This is a genomic window from uncultured Microbacterium sp., from assembly GCF_945952435.1.
Taxonomy (GTDB): Bacteria; Actinomycetota; Actinomycetes; order Actinomycetales; family Microbacteriaceae; genus Microbacterium.
In genome coordinates this window covers 166,392-188,113 of record NZ_CAMFHZ010000001.1, presented here as the reverse complement: position 1 = coordinate 188,113, position 21,722 = coordinate 166,392, and the positions used below count along the sequence as shown (strand labels likewise).

The 21,722-nt window shown below is 71.0% G+C and carries 20 protein-coding genes; 13 read left to right on the top strand and 7 right to left on the bottom strand.

All coding sequences use genetic code 11. The features are described 5' to 3' along the window. Nucleotides 1-13 precede the first annotated feature (13 nt). The 6 genes from Q0P88_RS00850 (at nt 14) to Q0P88_RS00825 (ending at nt 4,296) form a co-directional block, all read left to right on the top strand. Nucleotides 14-799 carry an enoyl-CoA hydratase/isomerase family protein gene (locus Q0P88_RS00850; RefSeq protein WP_295010389.1) on the top strand — a complete coding sequence of 262 codons (786 nt, stop codon included), beginning with the start codon at nt 14-16 and terminating at the stop codon, nt 797-799. Between the two features lie 165 nt (nt 800-964). After that, nucleotides 965-1,741 (top strand): sulfite exporter TauE/SafE family protein, encoded by a 777-nt coding sequence (locus Q0P88_RS00845; RefSeq protein WP_295010400.1) that lies wholly within the window; start codon nt 965-967, stop codon nt 1,739-1,741. Between the two features lie 55 nt (nt 1,742-1,796). After that, the gene (locus Q0P88_RS00840; RefSeq protein WP_295010388.1) at nt 1,797-2,276 is read left to right on the top strand and encodes a MaoC family dehydratase N-terminal domain-containing protein; all 480 of its coding nucleotides are present in this window, start codon (nt 1,797-1,799) and stop codon (nt 2,274-2,276) included. Further along, entirely contained in the window at nt 2,273-2,674 is a 402-nt protein-coding gene (locus tag Q0P88_RS00835) for a MaoC/PaaZ C-terminal domain-containing protein (protein WP_295010387.1), read from the top strand. Before Q0P88_RS00840 ends, Q0P88_RS00835 begins: the two co-directional genes overlap by 4 nt. Before the next feature lies 1 nt (nt 2,675). After that, nucleotides 2,676-3,812 (top strand): UDP-N-acetylmuramate dehydrogenase, encoded by a 1,137-nt coding sequence (locus tag Q0P88_RS00830; RefSeq protein ID WP_295010386.1) that lies wholly within the window; start codon nt 2,676-2,678, stop codon nt 3,810-3,812. Nucleotides 3,813-3,897: 85 nt separating this feature from the next. Then, on the top strand, nt 3,898-4,296 hold the full coding sequence (locus tag Q0P88_RS00825) for a VOC family protein (protein WP_295010385.1): 399 nt from the start codon (nt 3,898-3,900) through the stop codon (nt 4,294-4,296). A gap of 92 nt (nt 4,297-4,388) precedes the next feature. Here the strand turns inward: Q0P88_RS00825 and Q0P88_RS00820 are convergent, their stop codons facing one another. The 5 genes from Q0P88_RS00820 to aceB form a co-directional block, all read right to left on the bottom strand. Beyond that, entirely contained in the window at nt 4,389-5,591 is a 1,203-nt protein-coding gene (locus tag Q0P88_RS00820; RefSeq protein WP_295010384.1) for a pyridoxal phosphate-dependent aminotransferase, read from the bottom strand. Nucleotides 5,592-5,690: 99 nt separating this feature from the next. Beyond that, nucleotides 5,691-6,140, bottom strand: coding sequence for a hypothetical protein (locus Q0P88_RS00815; protein ID WP_295010383.1), 450 nt, complete (start codon nt 6,138-6,140; stop codon nt 5,691-5,693). A 28-nt stretch (nt 6,141-6,168) separates the two neighbouring features. Then, the gene (gene rraA / locus Q0P88_RS00810) at nt 6,169-6,633 is read right to left on the bottom strand and encodes a ribonuclease E activity regulator RraA (protein ID WP_295010382.1); all 465 of its coding nucleotides are present in this window, start codon (nt 6,631-6,633) and stop codon (nt 6,169-6,171) included. A gap of 307 nt (nt 6,634-6,940) precedes the next feature. After that, complete coding sequence (locus tag Q0P88_RS00805) at nt 6,941-8,536, bottom strand: isocitrate lyase (protein ID WP_295010381.1); 1,596 nt, start codon at nt 8,534-8,536, stop codon at nt 6,941-6,943. 55 nt (nt 8,537-8,591) lie between these two features. After that, nucleotides 8,592-10,184, bottom strand: coding sequence for a malate synthase A (gene aceB / locus Q0P88_RS00800; RefSeq protein WP_295010399.1), 1,593 nt, complete (start codon nt 10,182-10,184; stop codon nt 8,592-8,594). Nucleotides 10,185-10,477: 293 nt separating this feature from the next. On the opposite strand from aceB, the gene Q0P88_RS00795 reads away from it, so the two are divergent. After that, nucleotides 10,478-11,914, top strand: coding sequence for a helix-turn-helix transcriptional regulator (locus Q0P88_RS00795; RefSeq protein WP_295010380.1), 1,437 nt, complete (start codon nt 10,478-10,480; stop codon nt 11,912-11,914). A gap of 122 nt (nt 11,915-12,036) precedes the next feature. On the opposite strand, the gene Q0P88_RS00790 is transcribed toward Q0P88_RS00795, so the two are convergent. Then, nucleotides 12,037-12,612 carry a TetR/AcrR family transcriptional regulator gene (locus Q0P88_RS00790; protein WP_295010379.1) on the bottom strand — a complete coding sequence of 192 codons (576 nt, stop codon included), beginning with the start codon at nt 12,610-12,612 and terminating at the stop codon, nt 12,037-12,039. Nucleotides 12,613-12,678: 66 nt separating this feature from the next. Between Q0P88_RS00790 and Q0P88_RS00785 the strand changes: the two genes are divergently transcribed. Further along, nucleotides 12,679-13,377 (top strand): MBL fold metallo-hydrolase, encoded by a 699-nt coding sequence (locus Q0P88_RS00785; protein WP_295010378.1) that lies wholly within the window; start codon nt 12,679-12,681, stop codon nt 13,375-13,377. A gap of 21 nt (nt 13,378-13,398) precedes the next feature. Here Q0P88_RS00785 and Q0P88_RS00780 read toward each other — a convergent pair whose 3' ends face one another. After that, complete coding sequence (locus Q0P88_RS00780) at nt 13,399-14,892, bottom strand: PucR family transcriptional regulator (protein ID WP_295010377.1); 1,494 nt, start codon at nt 14,890-14,892, stop codon at nt 13,399-13,401. A 102-nt stretch (nt 14,893-14,994) separates the two neighbouring features. On the opposite strand from Q0P88_RS00780, the gene gabT reads away from it, so the two are divergent. From gabT to Q0P88_RS00755, 5 genes are all read left to right on the top strand, one after another. Further along, entirely contained in the window at nt 14,995-16,374 is a 1,380-nt protein-coding gene (gene gabT, locus Q0P88_RS00775; protein WP_295010376.1) for a 4-aminobutyrate--2-oxoglutarate transaminase, read from the top strand. A 103-nt stretch (nt 16,375-16,477) separates the two neighbouring features. Further along, nucleotides 16,478-17,860, top strand: coding sequence for an NAD(P)/FAD-dependent oxidoreductase (locus Q0P88_RS00770; RefSeq protein WP_295010375.1), 1,383 nt, complete (start codon nt 16,478-16,480; stop codon nt 17,858-17,860). Continuing rightward, nucleotides 17,860-18,756, top strand: a complete 897-nt coding sequence (locus Q0P88_RS00765) for a universal stress protein (protein ID WP_295010374.1) — start codon at nt 17,860-17,862, stop codon at nt 18,754-18,756. Before Q0P88_RS00770 ends, Q0P88_RS00765 begins: the two co-directional genes overlap by 1 nt. 46 nt (nt 18,757-18,802) lie before the next feature. After that, nucleotides 18,803-20,266 carry an NAD-dependent succinate-semialdehyde dehydrogenase gene (locus Q0P88_RS00760; RefSeq protein WP_295010373.1) on the top strand — a complete coding sequence of 488 codons (1,464 nt, stop codon included), beginning with the start codon at nt 18,803-18,805 and terminating at the stop codon, nt 20,264-20,266. 29 nt (nt 20,267-20,295) lie between these two features. Further along, on the top strand, nt 20,296-21,657 hold the full coding sequence (locus Q0P88_RS00755; protein ID WP_295010372.1) for an NAD-dependent succinate-semialdehyde dehydrogenase: 1,362 nt from the start codon (nt 20,296-20,298) through the stop codon (nt 21,655-21,657). Nucleotides 21,658-21,722: the final 65 nt, after the last annotated feature.

Here is a 21,722-nt window from a genome sequence, read left to right as displayed (position 1 = left end):
GAGAAGAGCACGCATGATCGACCTCGACATCGCCACGACCTCGGGCGGCGCCGCCGTGGCGCACGTCACCCTGAACGCGCCCGACAAGCTCAATGCGCTCGACGAGCGGGCGGTGCGGGAGCTGGGCGACGCCTACGCGGAGGCCGAGCGCGCGGAGGTACGCGCGCTCGTGCTGAGCGGCCAGGGGCGCGCGTTCTGCGCCGGCCGCGACATCTCGCACGTCGATCCGCGCGACGACGACGTCAGGGGCTATCTCGACGGTCTCGTCACTCCCGTGCTGCAGCGCATGTCCGCCTTCCCCGCGCCGACGTTCGCCGCCGCGCAGGGAGCATGTCTCGGGGTCGGGCTGGGGCTGCTCATCGCGACGGACGTCGTCTACGTCGCCGACAGCGCCAAGATCGGATCGCCGTTCGCCGCCCTCGGCGCCACGCTCGACTCGGGTGGGCATGCTCTTTTCGTGGAGCGTCTCGGCGCGCATCGTACGCTCGATCTCGTCTACAGCGGTCGTCTGATGACGGGTGCGGAGGCCGTCGCCGCAGGGCTGTTCTCCCAGTCGATGCCGGCGGACGACCTGCGCGAGACGACCCTGGCCGCGGCCGCGCGTGCGGCGGACGGGGCGACCCAGGCGTTCCTCGCGAGCAAGCGCCTCGTGGCGGCGATCCGCGACGAGCGACTGGGTCTCTGGGCGTCGATGAGCCAGGAGAACGCCGCCCAGGCCGCGCTCTGCGACACCGAGGACTATCGCGAGGGCTTCGCCGCCTTCCAGCAGAAGCGGCCGCCGCAGTTCCACGGACGCTGACGCGGCCCGATCCCGCCCGTGTCCGCCGGACGGCGCGCGATGCGATGGGCGCGGGTGTGATGGGCGCCGGGGACGAGGGCGGACGACCGGGCGGCCGATACGCTGGACGGTGCTGTTCCACAGGGACGGCGGACGGGAGTGAGCGTGGGCGACGGCTTCGAGCGGATGCGCGGGCCTCGTGCGATCGCGGCCTTCATCGGGATCGGTCTGGGCGCAGGGCTGCTGTCTGGCCTGTTCGGCGTGGGCGGCGGCACGGTGATCGTTCCGCTCCTCGTGCTGCTACTGGGGTTCGACCAGCGTCTCGGCGCAGGGACCTCGCTCGCGGCCATCGTGCCGACGGCGACCGTCGGAGTGATCTCCTACGCCGTGCACGGCGCGGTCGCCTGGATCCCGGCGCTGATCCTCGCCGTCGGATCCGTGGTCGGCGCGCAGATCGGCACCCGGTTGCTGCCGCGGATCTCGCAGACGGCGCTGCGCTGGGGCTTCGTGGGCTTCCTCGTCATCGTGATCGTGACCCTGTTCCTGGTGATCCCGTCCCGTGGTTCGGCGCTCGAGCTCAGCGTGCTGACGGGGGCGCTCCTCCTCGTCGTCGGCCTCGTCACGGGCATCCTCGCGGGACTGATCGGCGTCGGCGGCGGCGTGATCGTGGTGCCCGCGCTCATGCTCGCCTTCGGCACGAGCGATCTCGTCGCCAAGGGCACGTCCCTGCTCATGATGATCCCGACCGCCCTGTCCGGGACGATCGGTAACATCCGCAACCACAACGTCGACCTCGTCGCGGCGGGCTTCGTCGGGGTCGCCGCCTGCACCACCACGGCGCTCGGCGCCTGGATCGCGACCCTGCTCGATCCGCTCGCGAGCAACATCCTGTTCGCGCTGTTCCTGGCCTTCATCGCGGTGCAGATGGCGATGAAGGCGATCCGCGGGCGCCGTCGCGCCTGAGGGCAGTGGAGGGTGCTCCCGGAGGTCGCCCGGCTCCGCTGGGTAGGATCGAGTCGTGCCCGTGAATCCTGATCTGGTCGGCCGCGCGTTCGCGCCGACCGCTCCGTACCTCGTCGGCCGCGAGAAGGTGCGCGAGTTCGCCCGCGCCGTCTTCGCCGACTCGCCGCAGCACACCGACGTCGCCGCCGCGCAGGCGCTCGGCTTCGCGGACCTCGTGGCGCCGCCGACCTTCGCGATGGTCATCCAGGACCAGACTCTGCAGCAGCTCCTCGGCCTCGCGGACTCCGGTATCGTCCTGAGCCGCACGATCCACGCCGAGCAGCGTTTCGCGTACACGCGCCCGATCGTCGCAGGGGACGAGCTCGTGGCCACCCTGAGCGTCACCGGGATCCGCGCGATGGGACCGGCCTCCATGATCACCAGTGAGGCGGAGATCCGCGACGCCGCGGGGGAGCACGTCGTGACCGCGACCTCGGTGCTGCTCGTCTCCGACGCGCCGGATGCCGCCGCGGACGCCGAGGAGGCACGGGCATGAACGTCGGAGACATCATCGCCGAGCGCACGGTGCAGCTCACGCGCGAGTCGCTCGTCCGCTACGCCGGGGCATCGGGCGACTTCAACCCGATCCACTACCGCGACGACGTGGCCGCGGAGGTGGGCCTTCCCGGTGTCCTCGCGCACGGCATGCTCACGATGGGGGTCGCGTCCTCCGTGGCCCTGGCCGAGTTGCCCAACGCCGCCCGTGTCCTCGACTACGGCGTCCGCTTCGCCCGTCCGGTCGTCGTCGATCCGATCACCGGCGCCGAGCTCTCGATCACGGCCAAGGTGGGTGCCGTGGACGACACCGCGGTGCGCATCGATCTGACCGTCAAGCATGCCGACACCACGGTGCTCGTCAAGGCGCAGCTCCGGGTCGCGGCGGACTCGCTCTGAGATGACGGACGTCGCACCGATCCGCCTCGCCGACCTGACCACGCTGCAGACCGGCGCCGCGCCCGCGCGCATGCGCGAGGCGACGACCTCGGACGAGCTCGTCGAGGTGCTGCGGGACGTGTGGCGCACCGGGGACGCGTGGTTCGTCCTCGGCGGCGGATCCAACCTGTTCGCCGGGGACGACGCCTTCGACGGCACCGTCGTCCGCGTGCGGACCCGTGGCATCGAGGAGATCCCCTCGCCGCACGAGGGGCGGATCCGGCTGCGCGTGCAGGCCGGTCACGACTGGGACGACCTCGTCGCCTACGCGGTCGAGCACGGCTATGCCGGGATCGAGGCGATGTCGGGCATCCCGGGCACCGTGGGTGCCGCGCCGGTGCAGAACGTCGGCGCCTACGGCCAGGAGATCCAGGAGACCCTGGTCGAGGTCGAGCTCGTCGACGAGGACACCGGGGAGGTGTCCACCGTCCCGGCGGGGGATCTGGGGCTCGGTTTCCGCACCTCGGTGCTCAAACACCACTACGGGTCCGTGCCCGAGCGACGCGCGGTGATCCTCTCCGTGACGCTCGACCTGGCCGCCACGGAGGACGGACGTCGTGTCGTGCGCGGCGAACAACTGCGCCGCGCCCTCGGCCTCACGGACGACGAGCCGGTACCGCTCGCGTGGGTGCGGGAGCGGATCCTCGCCACGCGCGCCGCCAAGGGCATGCTGTTCGACGCGGACGACCCGGATACGCATGGCGCTGGCTCGTTCTTCCAGAACGCGATCGTCTCCGACGCCGTGGCGCGCACGTTGCCGCCGCAGTGCCCGCGGTGGCCCGTGACGCCGGACCTCGACGCCGTCACGATCATCCCGCTCGACTCCTACTACGGCCTCGCGCCCAAGCCCGCAGCGCCCCCGAGCGACGTCAAGGTGAGCGCCGCCTGGCTCATCGAGAACGCGGGCATCCGCAAGGGCTTCCGGCTTCCGCGTTCGCGCGCCGGCGTCTCGACCAAGCACGCGCTCGCTCTCACCAACCGCGGCGGCGCGACCGCCGCGGAGATCGCCGAGCTCGCGCGGTTCATCCAGAGCCGCGTGCATGCCGAGTTCGGCCTCGTGCTGCAGCCGGAGCCCGTGCTCGTCGACGTCGAGCTGTAACCGCCTCCGCGCGAGTGCGCGAGGAGGGAAGGCCAGGGACCCCGATCCGGCTTTGTGCCGGATCCTCCGGCGTAGGATCGCGGGCATGACCGCACTCGTGCCCTACCTGCTTCTGCCCGGAACCGCCGCGGAGGCGCTGGCGTTCTATCGATCGGTCTTCGGCGGCGAGACGGTGGCGCACACGTACGCGGAGTTCGGACGTGCGGACGGTCCCGCCGACGCCATCGCGCACGGCATGCTCCTGAACGGCCCGGTCGAGCTCGGTCTCTCCGATGCGGCCGCCGACGAGGACGCCCTGCACATGAACGGGCTGTTCTTCTCCCTCCTCGGGACGGCCGATCCCGAGACCCTGACGCACTGGTTCGCGCGACTCGGCGACGGTGGACGCGTGCTCGACCCGTTGCAGGAGCGTCCGTGGGGCGCGCACGACGGCACCCTCGTGGATCGCTTCGGGGTGCGCTGGCTCATCGGTTACGAGGGCTGACCTCGTTCGTCCATCCGTCTATTTGCGCCGAACCGTGGGGTTCGGGACCTGAAAGCCACGGCTTGACAGAAATAGACGGAAGCGGACGCGGTTCAGGAGGCGAACAGGCGTTGCAGGCGCTGCACGCCCTCGAGCAGCTGGTCGTCGCCGAGCGCGTACGACATGCGGATGTAGCCGGACGGGCCGAACGCCTCGCCGGGAACCACGGCGACCTCGGCCTGGTCGAGGATGAGGTCGGCGAGTTCGAGCGAGGTCGTCGGGGTCACGCCGCCCCAGGTGCGGCCGAGAAGACCCTGCACGTCGGGGTAGACGTAGAACGCGCCCGTCGGGTTCGGGACCACGAGGCCGTCGATCTTCGACAGCTCGGAGACGATCAGCCGGCGGCGGCGGTCGAACGCCTCGCGCATCTGCTCCGCCTCGGTCTGCGGACCGTTCAGCGCGGCGATGGCCGCGCGCTGCGCGACGTTGTTGACGTTGCTGGTGAGGTGCGACTGCAGGTTGCCCGCGATCGCGATCGCGTCGGCGGGTCCGACCATCCAGCCCACGCGCCAGCCGGTCATCGCATAGGTCTTCGCGACGCCGTTGACGAGGATGGTCTGTCCGGCGACCTCCGGAACGGCCTGCACGACGGAGGTCGCGGTCACGCCCTCGTACGTGAGGTTCTGGTAGATCTCGTCCGAGACGATCCAGATCCCGTGCTCGAGCGCCCAGGCGGCGATGGCCGCGGTCTCCTCGGGGGAGTAGACGGATCCGGTCGGGTTCGAGGGCGAGACGAACACGAGGACGGTCGTGCGGTCGGTGCGTGCGGCCTCGAGCTGGTCGACCGTGACCTTGTAGTCCTGGTCGGCGCCGGCGAAGACCTCGACAGGGATGCCGTCCGCGAGGCGGATCGCCTCGGGGTACGTGGTCCAGTACGGCGCGGGCAGCAGGACCTCGTCGCCCGGGTTCACCACGGCCTGGAACGCCTGGTAGACGGACTGCTTTCCGCCGTTGGTGACGATCACCTGCGACGGCGAGACCGCAAGGCCGGAGTCGCGCAGGGTCTTCGCCGCGATCGCCTCGCGCAGCTCCGGCAGCCCTGCGGCCGGCGTGTAGCGGAAGTTCGCCGGGTTCTTCAGCGCCTCCGCGGCCGCGTCCACGATGAACGCCGGGGTCGGGAAGTCGGGCTCGCCCGCGGCGTAGGAGATGACGGGCTTTCCCTCGGCCCTGAGGGCTTTGGCCTTGGCATCCACCTTCAGCGTGGCGGACTCGGCGATGGCGGAGAGTTTGCGGGAGAGAGGCGCGCGTTCGGTCACGCCACCAGCGTACTCGGGGAGCGAGGTCGTGAAATGGCCGAGGCGGACAAGAAGACACCCGGTTTCTCCGACACGGCGAACGACGGCGGAAGGGGTGGATCAGGTCAGATACGAGGGCGGGACCGCGCAGTAGTCCGCGAGACGGCGGGTGGGGCGATCCGGATCCGTGACGTCCACGAGCGCGGTCGCGGCGGTGTGCGGCACCTCGTCGCCGGCCAGAAGCCAGATCGAGAAATGCCAGAGCCCGCGCGTGCGCTCGGCGAGCAGGCTCGTGACGCCCGACACGACCCGCACGGCGTCGGTCCTCTCGGCACGGAACGCAGCGACGACCTCGGCACGCAGCGCGTCGAGGTCGCGTCCGTCCTGGGCGACGACGTCGACCGGCACCTCCCGCTCGTGCAGCACCGCCGCCAGCTCCTCGGCGAACGCCGCGGATCGATCGGGGTCGGGGCTTGCCACGGCGAGCAACCGGGCCCCCCGGGGGTAGTCGCGCAGGAACTCGTCGGCGAGGGCGTGGAGAAGCAGAGCGCGGGCGGACGTGTCGGTCATACGTCCAGAGTAGGCGCGCCCGGCGTCGTCAGCGCTCGACGAGGACGCCGTCCTCGTCCGCGAACAGCCGGGCGCCGGGGCGGAACACGACGTCGCCGAAGCGCAGCACCGCATCGACCTCGCCGACCCCGTCCTTCGCGCTCTTGCGCGGGTTCGTGCCCAGGGCTTTCACCCCGAGCGGCAGCCGCCCGATCGCGGTGCTGTCGCGGATCGCGCCGTGGATCACGACACCGGCCCAACCGTTCTCGACCGCGCTCGCCGCGATCAGGTCGCCCATGAGCGCGGTGCCGAGGGATCCCGATCCGTCGATCACGAGCACGGATCCGTCCCCGGGGGACGCCAGGAGCTGCTTCACGAGCTGGTTGTCCTGGAAGCACCGGACGGTGCGGATCGGCCCGTCGAACGCGGTGACCCCGCCGAAGTCGCGCAGGGGCAGGGGGAGGGACTGCAGAGCGTCGCCGTGCTGGTCGTAGAGGTCTGCGGTGGAGGTCATGTGACGGATCCTTTCAGAGGTTCCGGGGTCGTTGAGCGAGGACGTGCGAAGTCGTTCGGTACCGGGGTCGTTGAGCGACGACGCGCGAAGTCGTTCGGTCCCGGGGTCGTTGAGCGACGACGCGCGAAGCGCGACGGAGACGAAACGCGGTGATCCGACGAGGTCGTCCGGTCACCGCGTTTCGTCTCGCTTCGCTCGCTCAACGACCCCGGGGGAGGGGACCGCGTTTCGTCTCGCTTCGCTCGCTCAACGACCCCCGGGGGAAGAGAGTTCGCTCAACGACCCCGGGGGCGAGGGGAGCGGGGTGTCAGCTGAACTGGTTCATCGTGTTGTGCTGACCGCCGGCCTTGAGCGCGGCGTCTCCGGCGAAGTACTCCTTGTGGTTGTCGCCGATGTCCGAGCCCGCCATGTTCTGGTGCTTCACGGTCGCGATGCCGCCGCGGATCTCCCGGCGCTGCACGCCCTTGACGTAGGCGAGCATGCCCTCGTCGCCGAAGTAGCCCTTCGCCAGGTCGTCGGTCGACAGCGCGGCCGTGTGATAGGTCGGCAGGGTGATGAGGTGGTGGAAGATCCCGGCGCGAGCCGATCCGTCCCGCTGGAACGTACGGATCTTCTCGTCGGCGAGCCGCGCGAGCTCCGTGTCGTCGTACTCCGCGCTCATCAGCGCACCGCGGTCGTACGCCGAGACGTCCTGACCCTGCTCGGCGAGCGCGTCGTACGCCTGCTGGCGGAAGTTCAGCGTCCAGTTGAACGAGGGGCTGTTGTTGTAGACCAGCTTCGCGTTCGGGATCACCTCGCGGATCCGGTCCACCATGCCGGCGATCTGCTCGACGTGCGGCTTCTCGGTCTCGATCCACAGCAGGTCCGCACCGTTCTGGAGCGAGGTGATGCAGTCGAGCACGCAGCGGTCCTCGCCCGTGCCGGGACGGAACCGGTAGAGGTTGCTGGCCAGGCGCTTCGGGCGCACCAGGGTGCCGTCGCGGGTGATGACGACGTCGCCGTTGCGGAGGTCGCCCTCCGCGATCTCCTCGGCGTCGAGGAAGGAGTTGTACTGGTCGCCCAGATCCCCCGGCTCCTGCGTGACCGCGAGCTTCTGCGTCAGCCCCGCGCCGAGCGAGTCGGTGCGCGCGACGATGATCCCGTTGTCGATGCCGAGCTCGAGGAAGGCGTAGCGGACGGCGTTGAGCTTCGCGATGAAGTCCTCGTGCGGCACGGTGACCTTGCCGTCCTGGTGTCCGCACTGCTTCTCGTCCGAGACCTGGTTCTCGATCTGGATCGCGCAGGCGCCCGCCTCGATCATCTTCTTGGCCAGCAGGTACGTCGCCTCCGGGTTGCCGAAGCCGGCGTCGATGTCTGCGATGATCGGCACGACGTGGGTCTCGTAGTCGTCGATCTGCGACTGGATGAACTCGGCACCGGTCTCGTCGCCGGCCGCGCGGGCCGCGTCGAGCTGGGTGAAGAGGAGGTCGAGCTCGCGCGCGTCCGCCTGGCGCAGGAACGTGTAGAGCTCTTCGATGAGCGCGGGCACCGCGGTCTTCTCGTGCATCGACTGGTCGGGCAGCGGCCCGAACTCGGAGCGGAGCGCGGCGACCATCCACCCGGAGAGGTAGAGATAGCGCTTGTTCGTCGACTTGAGGTGCTTCTTGATCGAGATGAGCTTCTGCTGCCCGATGAAGCCGTGCCAGACGCCGAGCGACTGGGTGTAGAGCGACGAGTCGCCGTCGTACTCCGCCATGTCGCGGCGCATGATGTCGGCGGTGTACTGCGCGATCTCGAGTCCGGTGCGGAAGCGGTTCTGCGCGCGCATGCGGGCCGCGGCCTCGGGGTCGATGGCCTTCCACGGGGAACCGTGCTCGTCCTTCAGCGCCTGGATGTCGTCGATGTCGTCCTGGTAGCGGGTCATGTCCTGTCCTTCGTTTCGGGGATGTGCGGGGGGTCGGTCACGGGATCCGGGAGGATCACGCGGGCTCGACGAGGAAGCGCGAGTATGCGGGCAGCGTCAGGAACGCCGGGAACTCGGGGTGCAGAGCCACCTCGCGGAACACGTCCGCCGCATCGTCGAAGCGGTCCTCGTCGGTGCGCGGGAGCGCGGCGAGCAGCTCGGCGATGAGCCCTTCGACGTGGTCGACCGTGATCGGCGTGCCGTCTTCGAGGGTCTGTCCCTGGTGGATCCACTGCCAGACCTGCGAACGGCTGATCTCGGCGGTCGCCGCGTCCTCCATGAGGTCGTCGATCGCGACGGCGCCGAGGCCCCGCAGCCAGGCCTCGATGTAGCGGATCGCCACCGAGACGTTGTCACGTACGCCGTCCGCGGTGATCGGCCGGCCGATGTGCACATCGAGCAGATCCTCGGCGCGCACGTGCACGTCGTCGCGCTGCCGATCGACCTGGTTGGGCCGATCCCCGAGCACCGCGTCGAACTCGGCCTGCGCGGTCGGGATCAGGTCCGGGTGGGCGACCCAGGTGCCGTCGAAGCCGTCGGCGGCCTCGCGCTTCTTGTCGGCGGCGACCTTCTCGATCGCCCGCGCCGTGACCTCCGCGTCGCGCCGATTGGGGATGAACGCGCTCATGCCGCCGATCGCGAAGGCGCCGCGCCGGTGGCAGGTCTTCACCAGCAGCTCGGTGTAGGCCCGCATGAACGGCACCGTCATCGTGACCTCGCTGCGGTCCGGCAGCACGAAGCGGGCGCCGCGGCCGCGGTAGTTCTTGATGATCGAGAAGATGTAGTCCCAGCGCCCGGCGTTGAGGCCGGCGCAGTGCTCGCGCAGCTCGAAGAGGATCTCCTCCATCTCGAACGCGGCGGGGAGCGTCTCGATGAGCACGGTCGCGCGGATCGTGCCCCGGGGGATTCCGAAGTACTCCTCGCTGAACGTGAACACGTCGTTCCAGAGCTTCGCCTCCTCGCTCGACTCGATCTTCGCGAGGTAGAAGTACGGGCCGCGGCCGCCGTCGATCAGGGCCTGCGCGTTGTGGAAGAAGTACAGGCCGAAGTCGACGAGCGAGCCGGAGGCGTCCATCGTGCGCCCGGTGCGGTCCGTGAAGGCCAGGTGCTTCTCGACGAGGTGCCAGCCACGAGGGCGCATCACGATCGTGGGCGTGCGCTCGGCGGTGACGCGGTACTCCTTGCCCTCGGGGCTCGTGTGGACGAGGCGTCCGCGGATCGCGTCGCGCAGGGACAGCTGGCCGCCGATCACGTTGCGCCAGGTCGGGCTCGTGGCGTCCTCCTGGTCCGCCAGCCAGACCTTGGCGCCCGAGTTCAGGGCGTTGATCGTCATCTTCGGATCGGTCGGGCCGGTGATCTCGACGCGGCGGTCCTCGAGGCCGGGACCGGCGCCGGCGACCCGCCAGTCCGCGTCCTCGCGGATGTGCCGGGTGTCGTCGCGGAAGCGCGGGTCGTGGCCGTTGCCGATCTCGAAGCGGCGGCGCATGCGGTCGGCGAGGCGATCGTGGCGGCGCCCGGCGAAGCGATGGTGCAGCTCGGTGAGGAAGGCGACGGCGGCCGGTGTCAGGATCTCGCCGAAGCGGTCGTGCAGCGGGCCGGTGATGCGCATCGTCGGACCCTCGTGCGCGGCGGGAGCCGTGCCGACGACGCGAATCGGGGAGGTCGGCGACGCGGTGGGAATGGTCATGATCTGTCTCCTCCGTGAGATGTCGGCCGGTCTGCGGTGTCGACCGGTGGGTGTGACACCACTCTGTGTGAACTTCACGGCGTGAACTGACCAAATCCGCACAGAAGTTTTCTCGTATTTCTCTTTTCGTGACAGAATCACCTCCACGCGGGGTCGCGTGCCGTGCGTCGTCCCCTCCGCGCCCGCCGACCACGTTCGAGACCAAGGAGATCCGCATGAGCGACGAGGCCGATGCCCTCACGATCGGACGCCGCATCCGGCAGCTGCGCACCGCGCGGGGGAGGACCCTCGAGGAGCTCGCGGCGGCGATCGGCCGGGCCCCGAGCCAGTTGTCGATGATCGAGACGGGCAAGCGCGAGCCCAGGCTCACTCAGCTTCAGGCGATCGCGCGGGCGCTGGACACCACGATCGACCGGATCCTCGCCTCAGAACCGCTCGACGAGCGCGCGGGGATGGAGATCGCGGTCGAGCGTGCGATGAAGGGGCAGACGTTCCAGGCGCTGGGGATCTCCCCCTTCCGCATCGCCAAGACCGTGCCGGACGAGGCGCTCAGGGCCCTGCTCGCACTGCACGGCGAGATCGACCGGCTCCGCGACGAACGCGCCGCGACGCCGGAGGAGGCGCGTCGCGCGAACGTCGAGCTGCGCGACCTCATGCGGCGTCAGGACAACCACTTCGCCGATCTCGAGACGAAGGCGGCCGAGATCCTCGCCGCGGTCCGCCACCCCGGGGGTCCGCTCACGCAGCGCACGGCGAGCGACATCGCCGCGCACCTCGGATTCACCCTGCACTACGCGCCCGACCTGCCCCAGTCGACCCGCAGCGTGGCGGACCTCGCGCACGGGCGGCTGTACCTGTCGAGCAGGGTGCCGGGGAAGGGGGATGCGCGGACCGCGGTGCTGCAGGCGCTGTCGAGCCGGATCCTCGGGCATGCGGAGCCGCGCAGTTACGCCGAGTTCCTGCGCCAGCGCGTGGAGACGAACTATCTCACGGGCGCCCTGCTCATGCCGGAGGAGCACCTCGTGCCCGTGCTGCGGGACGCGAAGGAGCGCCGTGCGATCTCGATCGAGGACCTCCGCGACGCCTACTCGGTCTCCTACGAGACCGCCGCGCACCGGTTCACGAACCTCGCCACCCGGCACCTCGACATCCCGGTGCATTTCCTCAAGGTGCACGAGTCGGGGACGATCACGAAGGCCTACGAGAACGACGACGTGAACTTCCCGACGGACAGGCTGGGCTCGATCGAGGGGCAGATGTGCTGCCGTAAATGGACGAGCCGCGTCGTCTTCGAGGAGGAGGACCGGTTCAACCCGTACTACCAGTACACCGACACCGGCAACGGCACGTACTGGTGCACCGCGCGCGTGGAGCCGTCGAGCGAGGGCCTGCACTCGGTGAGCGTGGGCGTGCGCTTCGACGACACGAAGTGGTTCATCGGGCGCGACACGCCCAACCGCGGTGTCTCGAAGCACTCGGTCGAGGTCTGCTGCCGGCGTGCACCCGCCGAGCTCGAGGCGCGGTGGCGGGAGCAGTCCTGGCCGAACGTGCGCACTCCGCGCACGCTGCTCGCGACGCTGCCGACCGGGGCGTTCCCGGGCGTCGACACGACCGACGTGTACGAGTTCCTCGAGGCGCACGCCCCGGTGTGAGCGCGCCCCGGGGCATGCCGGGGACGGACGGGAGGGCGGGCCGCGTCGCGGGCGTCCTGATCCCGCGCGCGCCTCGGATCCTCACTGCCTGGGCGGGATCCGCGCGGCACGCCGTCGGGATGTCATGCGGCGTCGGGACGCGGATCCGTGAGCGCGCCGACGAGCACGCGGAGCCCGAACGCGAATGCCTCGTCGACGCTGCCCCCGAGCTGGAACGCGCCGGCCTGCTCCATCGTGCAGAAGCCGTAGACCCAGGCGGTCAGGGTGCGCGCGGCGGGCAGAGGGTCGCCCGGCACCGCGCGGCGGACGGCGTCGAGCATCGTCTGGACGAGGGGCTCCATGCCGGACGGGCTCGGCCCTGCCTCGGCGGAGGGGGCGGCGAAGAGCAGGGCGGCCGTGCGCGGGGAGCGGGTGCTGAAGGCGCGGACCGCGACCGCGATCGCGGAGAGCACGGTGGCCGGATCTTGCGACGTCCCGACGCGGCGGGCGACGTCCTCGCCCAGGTCCCGCGCGGCGGCGTCGGCGACGAGGCGGAGCAGATCGTGGCGGTGGGCCACGTGCTTGTAGAGGCTCGGCGCGCGCACGCCCACAGCCGCGGCCACGGCGCTGATGGTGACCGCGTCGACGCCCTCGCGCTCGGCGAGGGCGCGGGCGGCGTCGGTGAGCGCGGACGTCGTGACGCGCTGCGGTGCGGGCATGGGATCCTCCTCGCACGATTCTAAGGCTATTGACAGTAGCCATGATAGCTACGTATCGTAGCCATCATGAACGCACAGCTTCTCCGGATCGGCGACGACATCGTCGCGATGCACGCCGTCGTCACCGACGAGGGCGTCACACTCATCGACGCGGGCCTCCCCGGCGACCGCCGGATCCTGCGACGCGCCCTCGCCGACGCGGGACGCTCGGTCGAGGACATCCGCGGCATCGTGCTGACGCACGGGGACAGCGATCACATCGGCGTCGCGGAGTGGCTGCGCACTGACTACGGCGTGCCGACCTTCGTGCACGAGGCCGACGCGGCACGCGCTCGCGGTGCGAAGACGCCCCCGGCTCCGGGGGGCCGTTGGAGGCTCTGGCCGGCGCTGCGATTCCTCGGCGGGGCGATCCGCCGTGGTGCGCTGCGCACCGTGCACCTCGGAGAGGTCCGCACGGTGCGCGACGGCGAGGTGCTCGCCCTCCCCGGGTCCCCGCAGATCATCGGGCTGCCCGGGCACTCGCCCGGCTCCGTCGCGATCCGGATCCCCGCGGTCGACGCGATCTTCGTCGGAGACGCCATCACCACCCGTCACGTGCTCAACGGCTCGACCGCGATGCAGCTCGGCCCGTTCACCGACGATCCGGCCCGGACGCCGCACAGCCTGGAGCGTCTGAGGGACCTGCCCGAGCGCGCGATCGTCGTCGGACACGGCCCGATCTTCCACGGGACCGCGGCCGAGATGCTGGCCGCGCTGCGCGTCTGAGGACGGCCCCCTTTAGTCCCTTCAGTCCCCGGCGGTGCGCAGCGCGGCCCACAGCTCGGCGCGTGCCGGGAAGGACCCGAGATCGGTGCCCAGGATCGCGGCGGCCTGAGCGATCCTGGTCCGCAGGGTGTGTCGATGCACGCCCAGGGCGGCCGAGGCCGGCTCGAGGCGGGTGTCGTGCTCGAGCCAGACGCGCAGCGAGCGCTCCAATTCGGCGTGGTCGCGGGCGTCGTGGCGGCGTAGCGGGGCGAGGCGGGACTCGGCGATCAGCCGCGCCTCGTCCGTCGCGAAGGCGGCCAGGACGCTCGACTCGGCGGTGTCGGCGTAGCGGGCGATCCCCGATCCGGCGCGACGCAGGGCGGTCAGGGCCTGCGCGTGCGCGCGCGAGAACCCCGCGTACTCCTCGGGCGCCGACACCCCGACGGCCACGCCGACCTGCGCCGAGAGGTCGTCCAGCACGCCGGCCTCCGCGGCGGACAGGCAGAGGACGGTGCCGTCCTCGGAGTCCGCCAGGAAAACCGCGGGGGCGCCGTCCCCCCGACGCCGCTCCCACCACTCCGCGACGGCGCCCTCCCGCTCGCCCGCCGCGATCGCCACGACCACGGGAGCCGGGGGGAGCGCCCCGAGCACCCGCCGCGCGAGCGCGGGATCGTCGGTGAGCAGGGAGGACAGCAGCTGTCGATGCAGGCGCCGTCTGCTGCGGGCGAGCTGCTCGCTCTGTTCGAGCGAAAGCCCCGCCATCGCGATCACGGACGTGACGACCGCGCGCGTCTCGGGATCGAGCGAGCCTGTTCCGATCGAGATCACGCCGCGCAGGTGACCCGCGCGCCCGACGGTGAGCAGCGTGTGGGCGCCGGAGGGGCCTTCGACGACCCGGTTGGCGGATCCGCCGCGCGCGAGGAGGTCGCCGGCGGCCTCCTCCACGTCGCCCGAGGCGCTCCCCGCGGGATGCTCGTGCACGAGCTGCCCCGCCGCGTCGTACATCGCGACGGGGCTGCTCAGCCGACGCGAGAGCTCGGTGAGGGTGGACTCGAGTCCTCTCGGGCGCAGTGCTGCGACGGAGAGGGCGCGCTGGGTCTCGAGCGCCCACGTGCGCCGCGCATAGGCCTGCGCGGCGATCGCCTCGGCGTGCGCCCGCGCGACGGCGAGGAACGGGGTGCCGTAGGGGACCTCGAACAGGGGCAGCGCTTCGCGCGCGCAGGCGGAGGCGAGCTCGCCGGGGATCCCGCTGCGGTGCACGTCGGTGCCGAAGCCGAGCGCGACCACGCCCCGGTCCACGAGTCGGCGCACATACGCGTCGGTGCCGCGCGCATCGCCGTCCACGAACTGGGTCCCCGTGGTCAGCAGCGCCAGCTCGTCGACGAGGAACGGCGTGGGATCGGTGAGGTCGGAGTTGTGCACCCAGCGCAGCGGGCGATCGAGGGCGCCCTGCGGCAGCGCGGTCTCGGCGCCGACGAGGGAGAGGTGCAGATCGCGGCGCCCCAGGAGCGTGCGCAGCGTGGGATCCTGATCCATCGGGGCACTCTCTTCTCGTCCTGGCCGTATCGGCGAAATCCTTCCCTGTATTGTACGGGCCGGCGAATGAATCCCGGCTCTCGCCGCCGTAATCTCGACGCCATGACCACCATCGACGCACAGGTAGAGACGCTTCCCCTCGGCGGCCCCTCGCTCCCGCAGGAGCGACGCCTCGTCACGGCGCTGCCCGGTCCGCGCTCGGCCGAGATCCTCGCCCGCAAGGCGGAGTCGGTGGCGGCCGGCGTCGGCCACACCGTCCCCGTCGCGGCCGTGGCCGCGGGCGGCGGCGTCGTCGTGGACGCCGACGGCAACTCGCTCATCGACCTCGGATCCGGCATCGCCGTGACCACGGTCGGCAACGCGCACCCCAAGGTCGCCGCAGCCATCGCCGCGCAGGCCGCGCAGTTCACCCACACCTGCTTCATGATCTCCCCGTACGAGTCGTACGTCGAGGTCGCGGAGGCGCTGAACCGGCTGACCCCCGGCGACTTCGCCAAGAAGAGCGCCCTGTTCAACTCGGGCGCCGAGGCGGTCGAGAACGCGATCAAGATCGCCCGCAAGCACACCGGCCGTCAGGCCGTCGTCGCGTTCGACCACGGCTACCACGGCCGCACCAACCTGACCATGGCGCTCACCGCCAAGGCGATGCCGTACAAGAGCGGCTTCGGCCCCTTCGCCCCCGAGGTCTACCGCGCCCAGGCGTCCTACCCGTTCCGCGACGGTCTCTCCGGCGCCGAGGCGGCCGCGCGCACGATCCTCCAGCTCGAGAAGCAGATCGGCGCCGACAACCTCGCCGCGGTCATCATCGAGCCGATCCAGGGCGAGGGCGGCTTCATCGTCCCCGCCGACGGCTACCTCCCCGCGATCGTCGACTGGTGCCGCGCGAACGGCGTCGTCTTCATCGCCGACGAGGTGCAGACCGGTTTCGGTCGCACCGGTGCGATGTTCGCGAGCGAGATCTTCGGCATCGAGCCCGACCTGATCACCACGGCCAAGGGCATCGCCGGCGGCATGCCGCTCGCCGCGGTCACGGGCCGCGCCGAGATCATGGACGCCTCGCACTCGGGCGGCCTCGGCGGCACGTACGGGGGCAACCCCGTCGCCTGCGCCGCGGCCCTCGCGGCCATCGACGCCTACGAGAACGACGGGCTCGTCGAGCGCGCCGGCGAGATCGGCACGCTGCTGAAGCGCCGCCTGACCGAGATCCAGGCCTCCGACCCCCGCCTGGGCGACATCCGCGGACACGGGGCGATGATCGCCGCCGAGTTCGTGGATCCGGCGACGGGCGCCCCGGACGCGGCCCTCACGGGCGCGGTCGCGAAGGCGGCCATCGCGAAGGGCGTCATCGTCCTGACCTGCGGGACGTTCGGCAACGTGATCCGCTTCCTCCCGCCGCTGACGATCGGCGACGAGCTCCTGAACGAAGGACTCGACGTCGTCGCAGAGGTCCTCGCGGCCCACCCCTCCTCCGCAGGGGCATGAAGACGTCCGGGCGCGATCGGGATCGGGGGATGCTGGATCGCGCCCGGCAATTTCTCTCTCATTGACGCACCACGTGGTGCCTCCCCCGACGAAGGAGCTGGAAATGGCAGACATCACGCGTGACGTGCTCGTCATCGGGGCGGGCGCCGCAGGCACCACCGCCGCGAACGAGTTGCGCAAGGCCGGTCTCTCGGTCGTCGTCCTCGAGGCGCGCGACCGGATCGGCGGCCGCCTGTGGACCGACGTCATCGACGGCGCGATGCTCGAGATCGGCGGCCAGTGGGTCTCGCCCGACCAGGATGCGCTGATCGAGACGATCGACGAGCTGGGGCTGGAGACCTTCAGCCGGTACCGCGAGGGCGACAGCGTCTACGTCGGCCCGGACGGAGAGGTGCACCGCTTCACCGGTGAGATGTTCCCGGTGAGCCCGGAGACGGAGAAGGTCATCGCGGAGATCACCGAGCGTCTCGACGCGATGGTCGCCGAGGTCGACCCGGACCGTCCCTACGACCACCCGAAGGCCGCCGAGTGGGACTCGATCTCCTGGGATGCGTGGCTGCGCGCCCAGACCGACGACGACGAGGCTGTCCGCAACCTCGCCTTCGCCACCGGATCCGCGATGCTCACCAAGCCGACCCACACGTTCTCGCTCCTGCAGTCCCTGCTCATGGCAGCGTCCGCCGGCTCGTACTCGCACCTCGTCGACGCCGACTTCATCCTCGACAAGCGCGTCGTCGGCGGTCTGCAGCAGGTTCCGATCCTTCTCGCGGAGCGGCTCGGCGACGACGTCCTCCTCGACCAGCCGGTGCGCACCCTGGAGTGGAACGACAACGGCGTGACCGCGGTCACCGACTCGCTCACGGTCAGCGCCCGCTACGCGGTCCTCGCGTTCGCGCCCGTGCTCTACAACCGGATCTCGTTCGTGCCGCCGCTCCCGCGCCGCCAGCACCAGATGCACCAGCACATCTCGATGGGCTTCGTCATCAAGGTGCACGCCGTGTACGACCGTCCGTTCTGGCGCGAGCAGGGTCTGTCCGGCACGGCCTTCAGCCCCTACGAGCTCTCGCACGAGGCGTACGACAACACCAACCACGGGGACGAGCGCGGAACTCTCGTGGGCTTCGTGAGCGACCAGAACGCCGACGACCTCTTCGCGCTGAGCGCCGAGGAGCGCAAGGAGCGGATCCTCGAATCGCTCTCGCACTACTACGGCCCCGAGGCGAAGAACCCGGTCGTCTACTACGAAAGCGACTGGGGCAGCGAGGAGTGGACCCGCGGCGCATACGCGGCGAGCTTCGACATGGGCGGCCTGCACCGCTACGGCAAGGACCTGCGGACGCCCGTGGGCCCGATCCACTTCGCGTGCTCGGATCTCGCCGGCGCCGGCTACCAGCACGTCGACGGCGCGATCCGGATGGGTCGTCTCGCCGCCGCGCAGATCCTCGACGCGAGCCGCACCAGCGGCGCGGCGGGCGACAACGGCTGATGACCACGGCCATCGTCGTCGGCTACACGGCGACGGATGCCGGCGCGGATGCGCTCGCCCTGGGCGTGCGCATCGCGCGCAGCACCCGCAGGGCCCTGCGGGTGCTCATCGTCCTGCCCGATGAGGGAGCCACGAGCGCGGTCGTCGCGACGGAGCCCTCGTACGAGGGCCTCATCCGCGGTCAGGCCAAGCAGTGGTTGGACGAGGCGGCGCAGCACATCCCCACGGACGTGCTGCACACCGGCCATGTGCGCGTCGCGGACTCGTTCGCGGAGGGTCTGGTCCAGGCCGCGGAGGAGCTCGACGCGGGACTCATCGTCGTCGGCGCCGCGAACGGCGCGACGTTCGGGCTGCACCGGATGGGAAGCGTCGCCCGGGCCCTGCTGCACTCCTCGCCGATCTCGGTGGCCCTCGCCCCCTCGGCCTATGCCCGCAGGGCCGACGTCGACGCCCCGCTCTCGCGGATCACCGCCGCGGTCGGTCACCGGCCCGGCGCCGACCTCCTGCTGGACGCGGCGGTCGGGCTCTCCGCGGCGAGCGGTGCGCCGCTGCGTCTCGTCTCGCTCGTCGCGCTCGACGTGCCGCGCGGGATGGACGTGCAGGCGGTACGGCTGGTCAGCACCGCGCACGGCGAGGAAGTGCTCGCCCGCGCGGAGGCCGAGCTTCCCGACGGGGTGCGCGCCGAGCTCGCCGTCGCGCAGGGGGACACGATCGAGCAGGCCGTCGCGCAACTGGAGTGGCGGCCCGGTGAGATCATGCTCGTCGGCTCCAGCCGCCTCGCCCAGCCCCGCCGTCTCTTCCTGGGTTCCACCGCCGCGAAGATGCTCGATGTGATCCCCGTCCCCATGATCGTCGTCCCGCGCACCCGTGCCGACGACGCCCCTGACCCGGCCTGAGGGCCGCCCCCCGAAGACACGACAGAAGACGAAGGAAGGATCCGCCATGACTGATCAGGAGAAGTCGCTGCTCGACAGCGTCCCCACCGGGCTGTACATCGCCGGCGAGTGGGTCGAGGCCGAGGGGGGGAAGACCTTCGACGTGCGCGACCCCGCCACGAACGACGTGATCCGCACGATCGCGGACGCCTCTCCCGCCGACGGCGTCAAGGCCCTCGACGCGGCGGTCGCCGCGCAGGAGTCCTGGGCGGCGACCGCGCCGCGCACGCGCAGCGACATCCTCCGCCGCGCCTTCGACCTGGTCCAGGCGCACAAGGAGGATCTGGCGCTGCTGATGACCGTCGAGATGGGCAAGCCCCTGGCCGAGGCCCGCGGCGAGGTCGGCTACGGCGGGGAGTTCCTGCGCTGGTTCAGCGAGGAGGCGGTCCGCATCGCCGGCCGCTACGGCCTCAACCCGGAGGGCACGGGGCACATGGTCGTCTCGCAGCGCCCCGTCGGACCCTCGTTCTTCGTGACCCCGTGGAACTTCCCGTTCGCGATGGCGACGCGCAAGATCGCGCCCGCACTCGCGGCCGGCTGCACCGTGGTCATCAAGCCCCCGGCACTGACCCCCCTGACGACGATGTACTTCGTGAAGCTGCTGGAGGAGGCGGGACTTCCCGCCGGCGTCGTGAACGTCGTGCAGACCTCGCGCTCCTCGGCGCTCTCGGCGCCGATCATCGCCGACCCGCGGCTGCGCAAGCTCTCCTTCACGGGGTCGACGGAGGTCGGCCGCAAGCTCATCGCCCAGGCCGCGGAGGGCGTCCTGCGCGTTTCGATGGAGCTCGGCGGCAACGCGCCGTTCGTCGTCTTCGACGACGCCGATCTGGACAAGGCCGTCGAAGGGGCGATGGCGGCCAAGTTCCGCAACATCGGCCAGGCCTGCACCGCGGCCAACCGGTTCATCGTGCACCAGGACGTCGCCGAGGAGTTCGGTCGTCGGATCACCGAGCGCGTGAAGGCGATGAAGATCGGCCGGGGCACGGAGGAGGGCGTCACGATCGGTCCGCTCATCGACGACGACGCCGTGGCGAAGGCCGCAGAGCTCGTCGGCGACGCGGTCGAGCGCGGCGCGACCCTGCTGGCCGGCGGCAAGGCCGTCGACGGGGTCGGATCCTTCTACGAGCCCACCGTGCTCGCGGACGTCCAGGCCGGCAGCGAGATCCTCCGCGAGGAGATCTTCGGACCGGTGCTCGCGATCGCGACGTTCGCGGACGAGGACGAGGCCGTGCGCCTCGCCAACGACACCGAGTACGGGCTGGTGTCCTACGTGTTCACCGAGAACCTGCAGCGCGGTCAGCGCATGATCGACCGCCTGGAGACCGGCATGATGGGGCTCAACGTGGGCGTCGTCTCGAACGCGGCCGCGCCGTTCGGCGGCGTCAAGCAGTCCGGCGTCGGCCGGGAGGGCGGACTCGAGGGCATCCACGAGTACCTGTCCACCAAGTACACGCTGATCCCCGTCGACTGAGCCCCTCACACCAACGAAAGGAACCGGACATGACCGACTACGCCGTCGTCAACCCGGCCACGGGCGAGACCCTGGCGACCTACGAGACCGCCACCGATGCGCAGATCCAGGACGCGATCGCCCGCGCGCATGCGGCCGCCGCGATCTGGGGCACCACGCCGGTGGCCGAGCGCGCCCGGGTGATCCGTGCGATCGCCGAGGGCCACAGGGCCCGCCGCGACGAGTTCGCCGCGATCATCGTGCGGGAGATGGGCAAGCCCCTGGCCGCCGCTCTCGGCGAGGTGGACTTCGCCGCCGACATCATCGAGTTCTACGCGGACAACGCCGAGAAGATCACGGCCGACCAGCCGCTGGACATCCTCGGCGAGGGGACCGCGGTGATCCGGCGCGCGCCGCTCGGCGTGCTGTTCGGCATCATGCCGTGGAACTTCCCCGCCTACCAGGTGGCCCGCTTCACCGGCCCGAACCTCGCGGTCGGCAACACGATCATCCTCAAGCACGCGCCGCAGTGCCCCGAGTCCGCGGCGCTCCTGGAGGAGATCTACCGCGACGCCGGCCTGCCGGACGGCGGGTACGTGAACGTGTACGCGACGAACGAGCAGTCCGCGACGATCGTCGCCGACCCCCGCGTGCAGGGCGTGTCGGTGACGGGATCCGAGCGGGCGGGTGCGGCGGTCGCCGAGGTCGCGGGCCGCAACCTCAAGAAGGTCGCGCTCGAGCTCGGCGGATCCGATCCGTTCATCCTGCTGTCCACCGACGACCTCGACGCGACCGTGCAGGCCGCCGTGGACGCGCGCCTGGACAACAACGGCCAGGCGTGCAACGGCGCCAAGCGCTTCATCGTCGTGGACTCGCTCTACGACGCGTTCGTGGAGAAGGCCGTGGCCGCGCTGTCGGCGGTCGTCCCGTCGGATCCGGCCAAGGACGACACGGTGCTCGGCCCGCTCGTCTCGACGCAGGCGGCGGAGCGGCTGCAGGAGCAGGTGGACGGCGCTGTCGCCCAGGGCGCCACGCTGCTCACCGGAGGCACGCGTGAGGGCGCGTTCTTCGCCCCCACGCTGCTCGCCGACGTCACGCCGGAGATGGACGTGTACCGCGAGGAGCTCTTCGGCCCCGCGGCCGTCGTCTACCGCGTCGCCGACGAGGATGCGGCCGTGGCGCTCGCGAACGACACCTCGTTCGGCCTCGGGTCCTACGTCTACACGACCGACCCTGCACAGGCGCAGCGCGTGGCCGACGCGATCGACGCGGGCATGGTCTACGTGAACGTCGTGCTCGCCGATAGCCCCGAGCTGCCCTTCGGCGGCGTGAAGCGCAGCGGCACGTCCCGTGAGCTGGGCCTGCTCGCCGCCGACGAGTTCGTCAACAAGAAGCTCATCCGCGTGGCCTGACCCCGGCCGCAGAACGCCCGCGCCGCACACCGCGCGGGGAAGGGCCGGTCGATGCTCATCCGCAT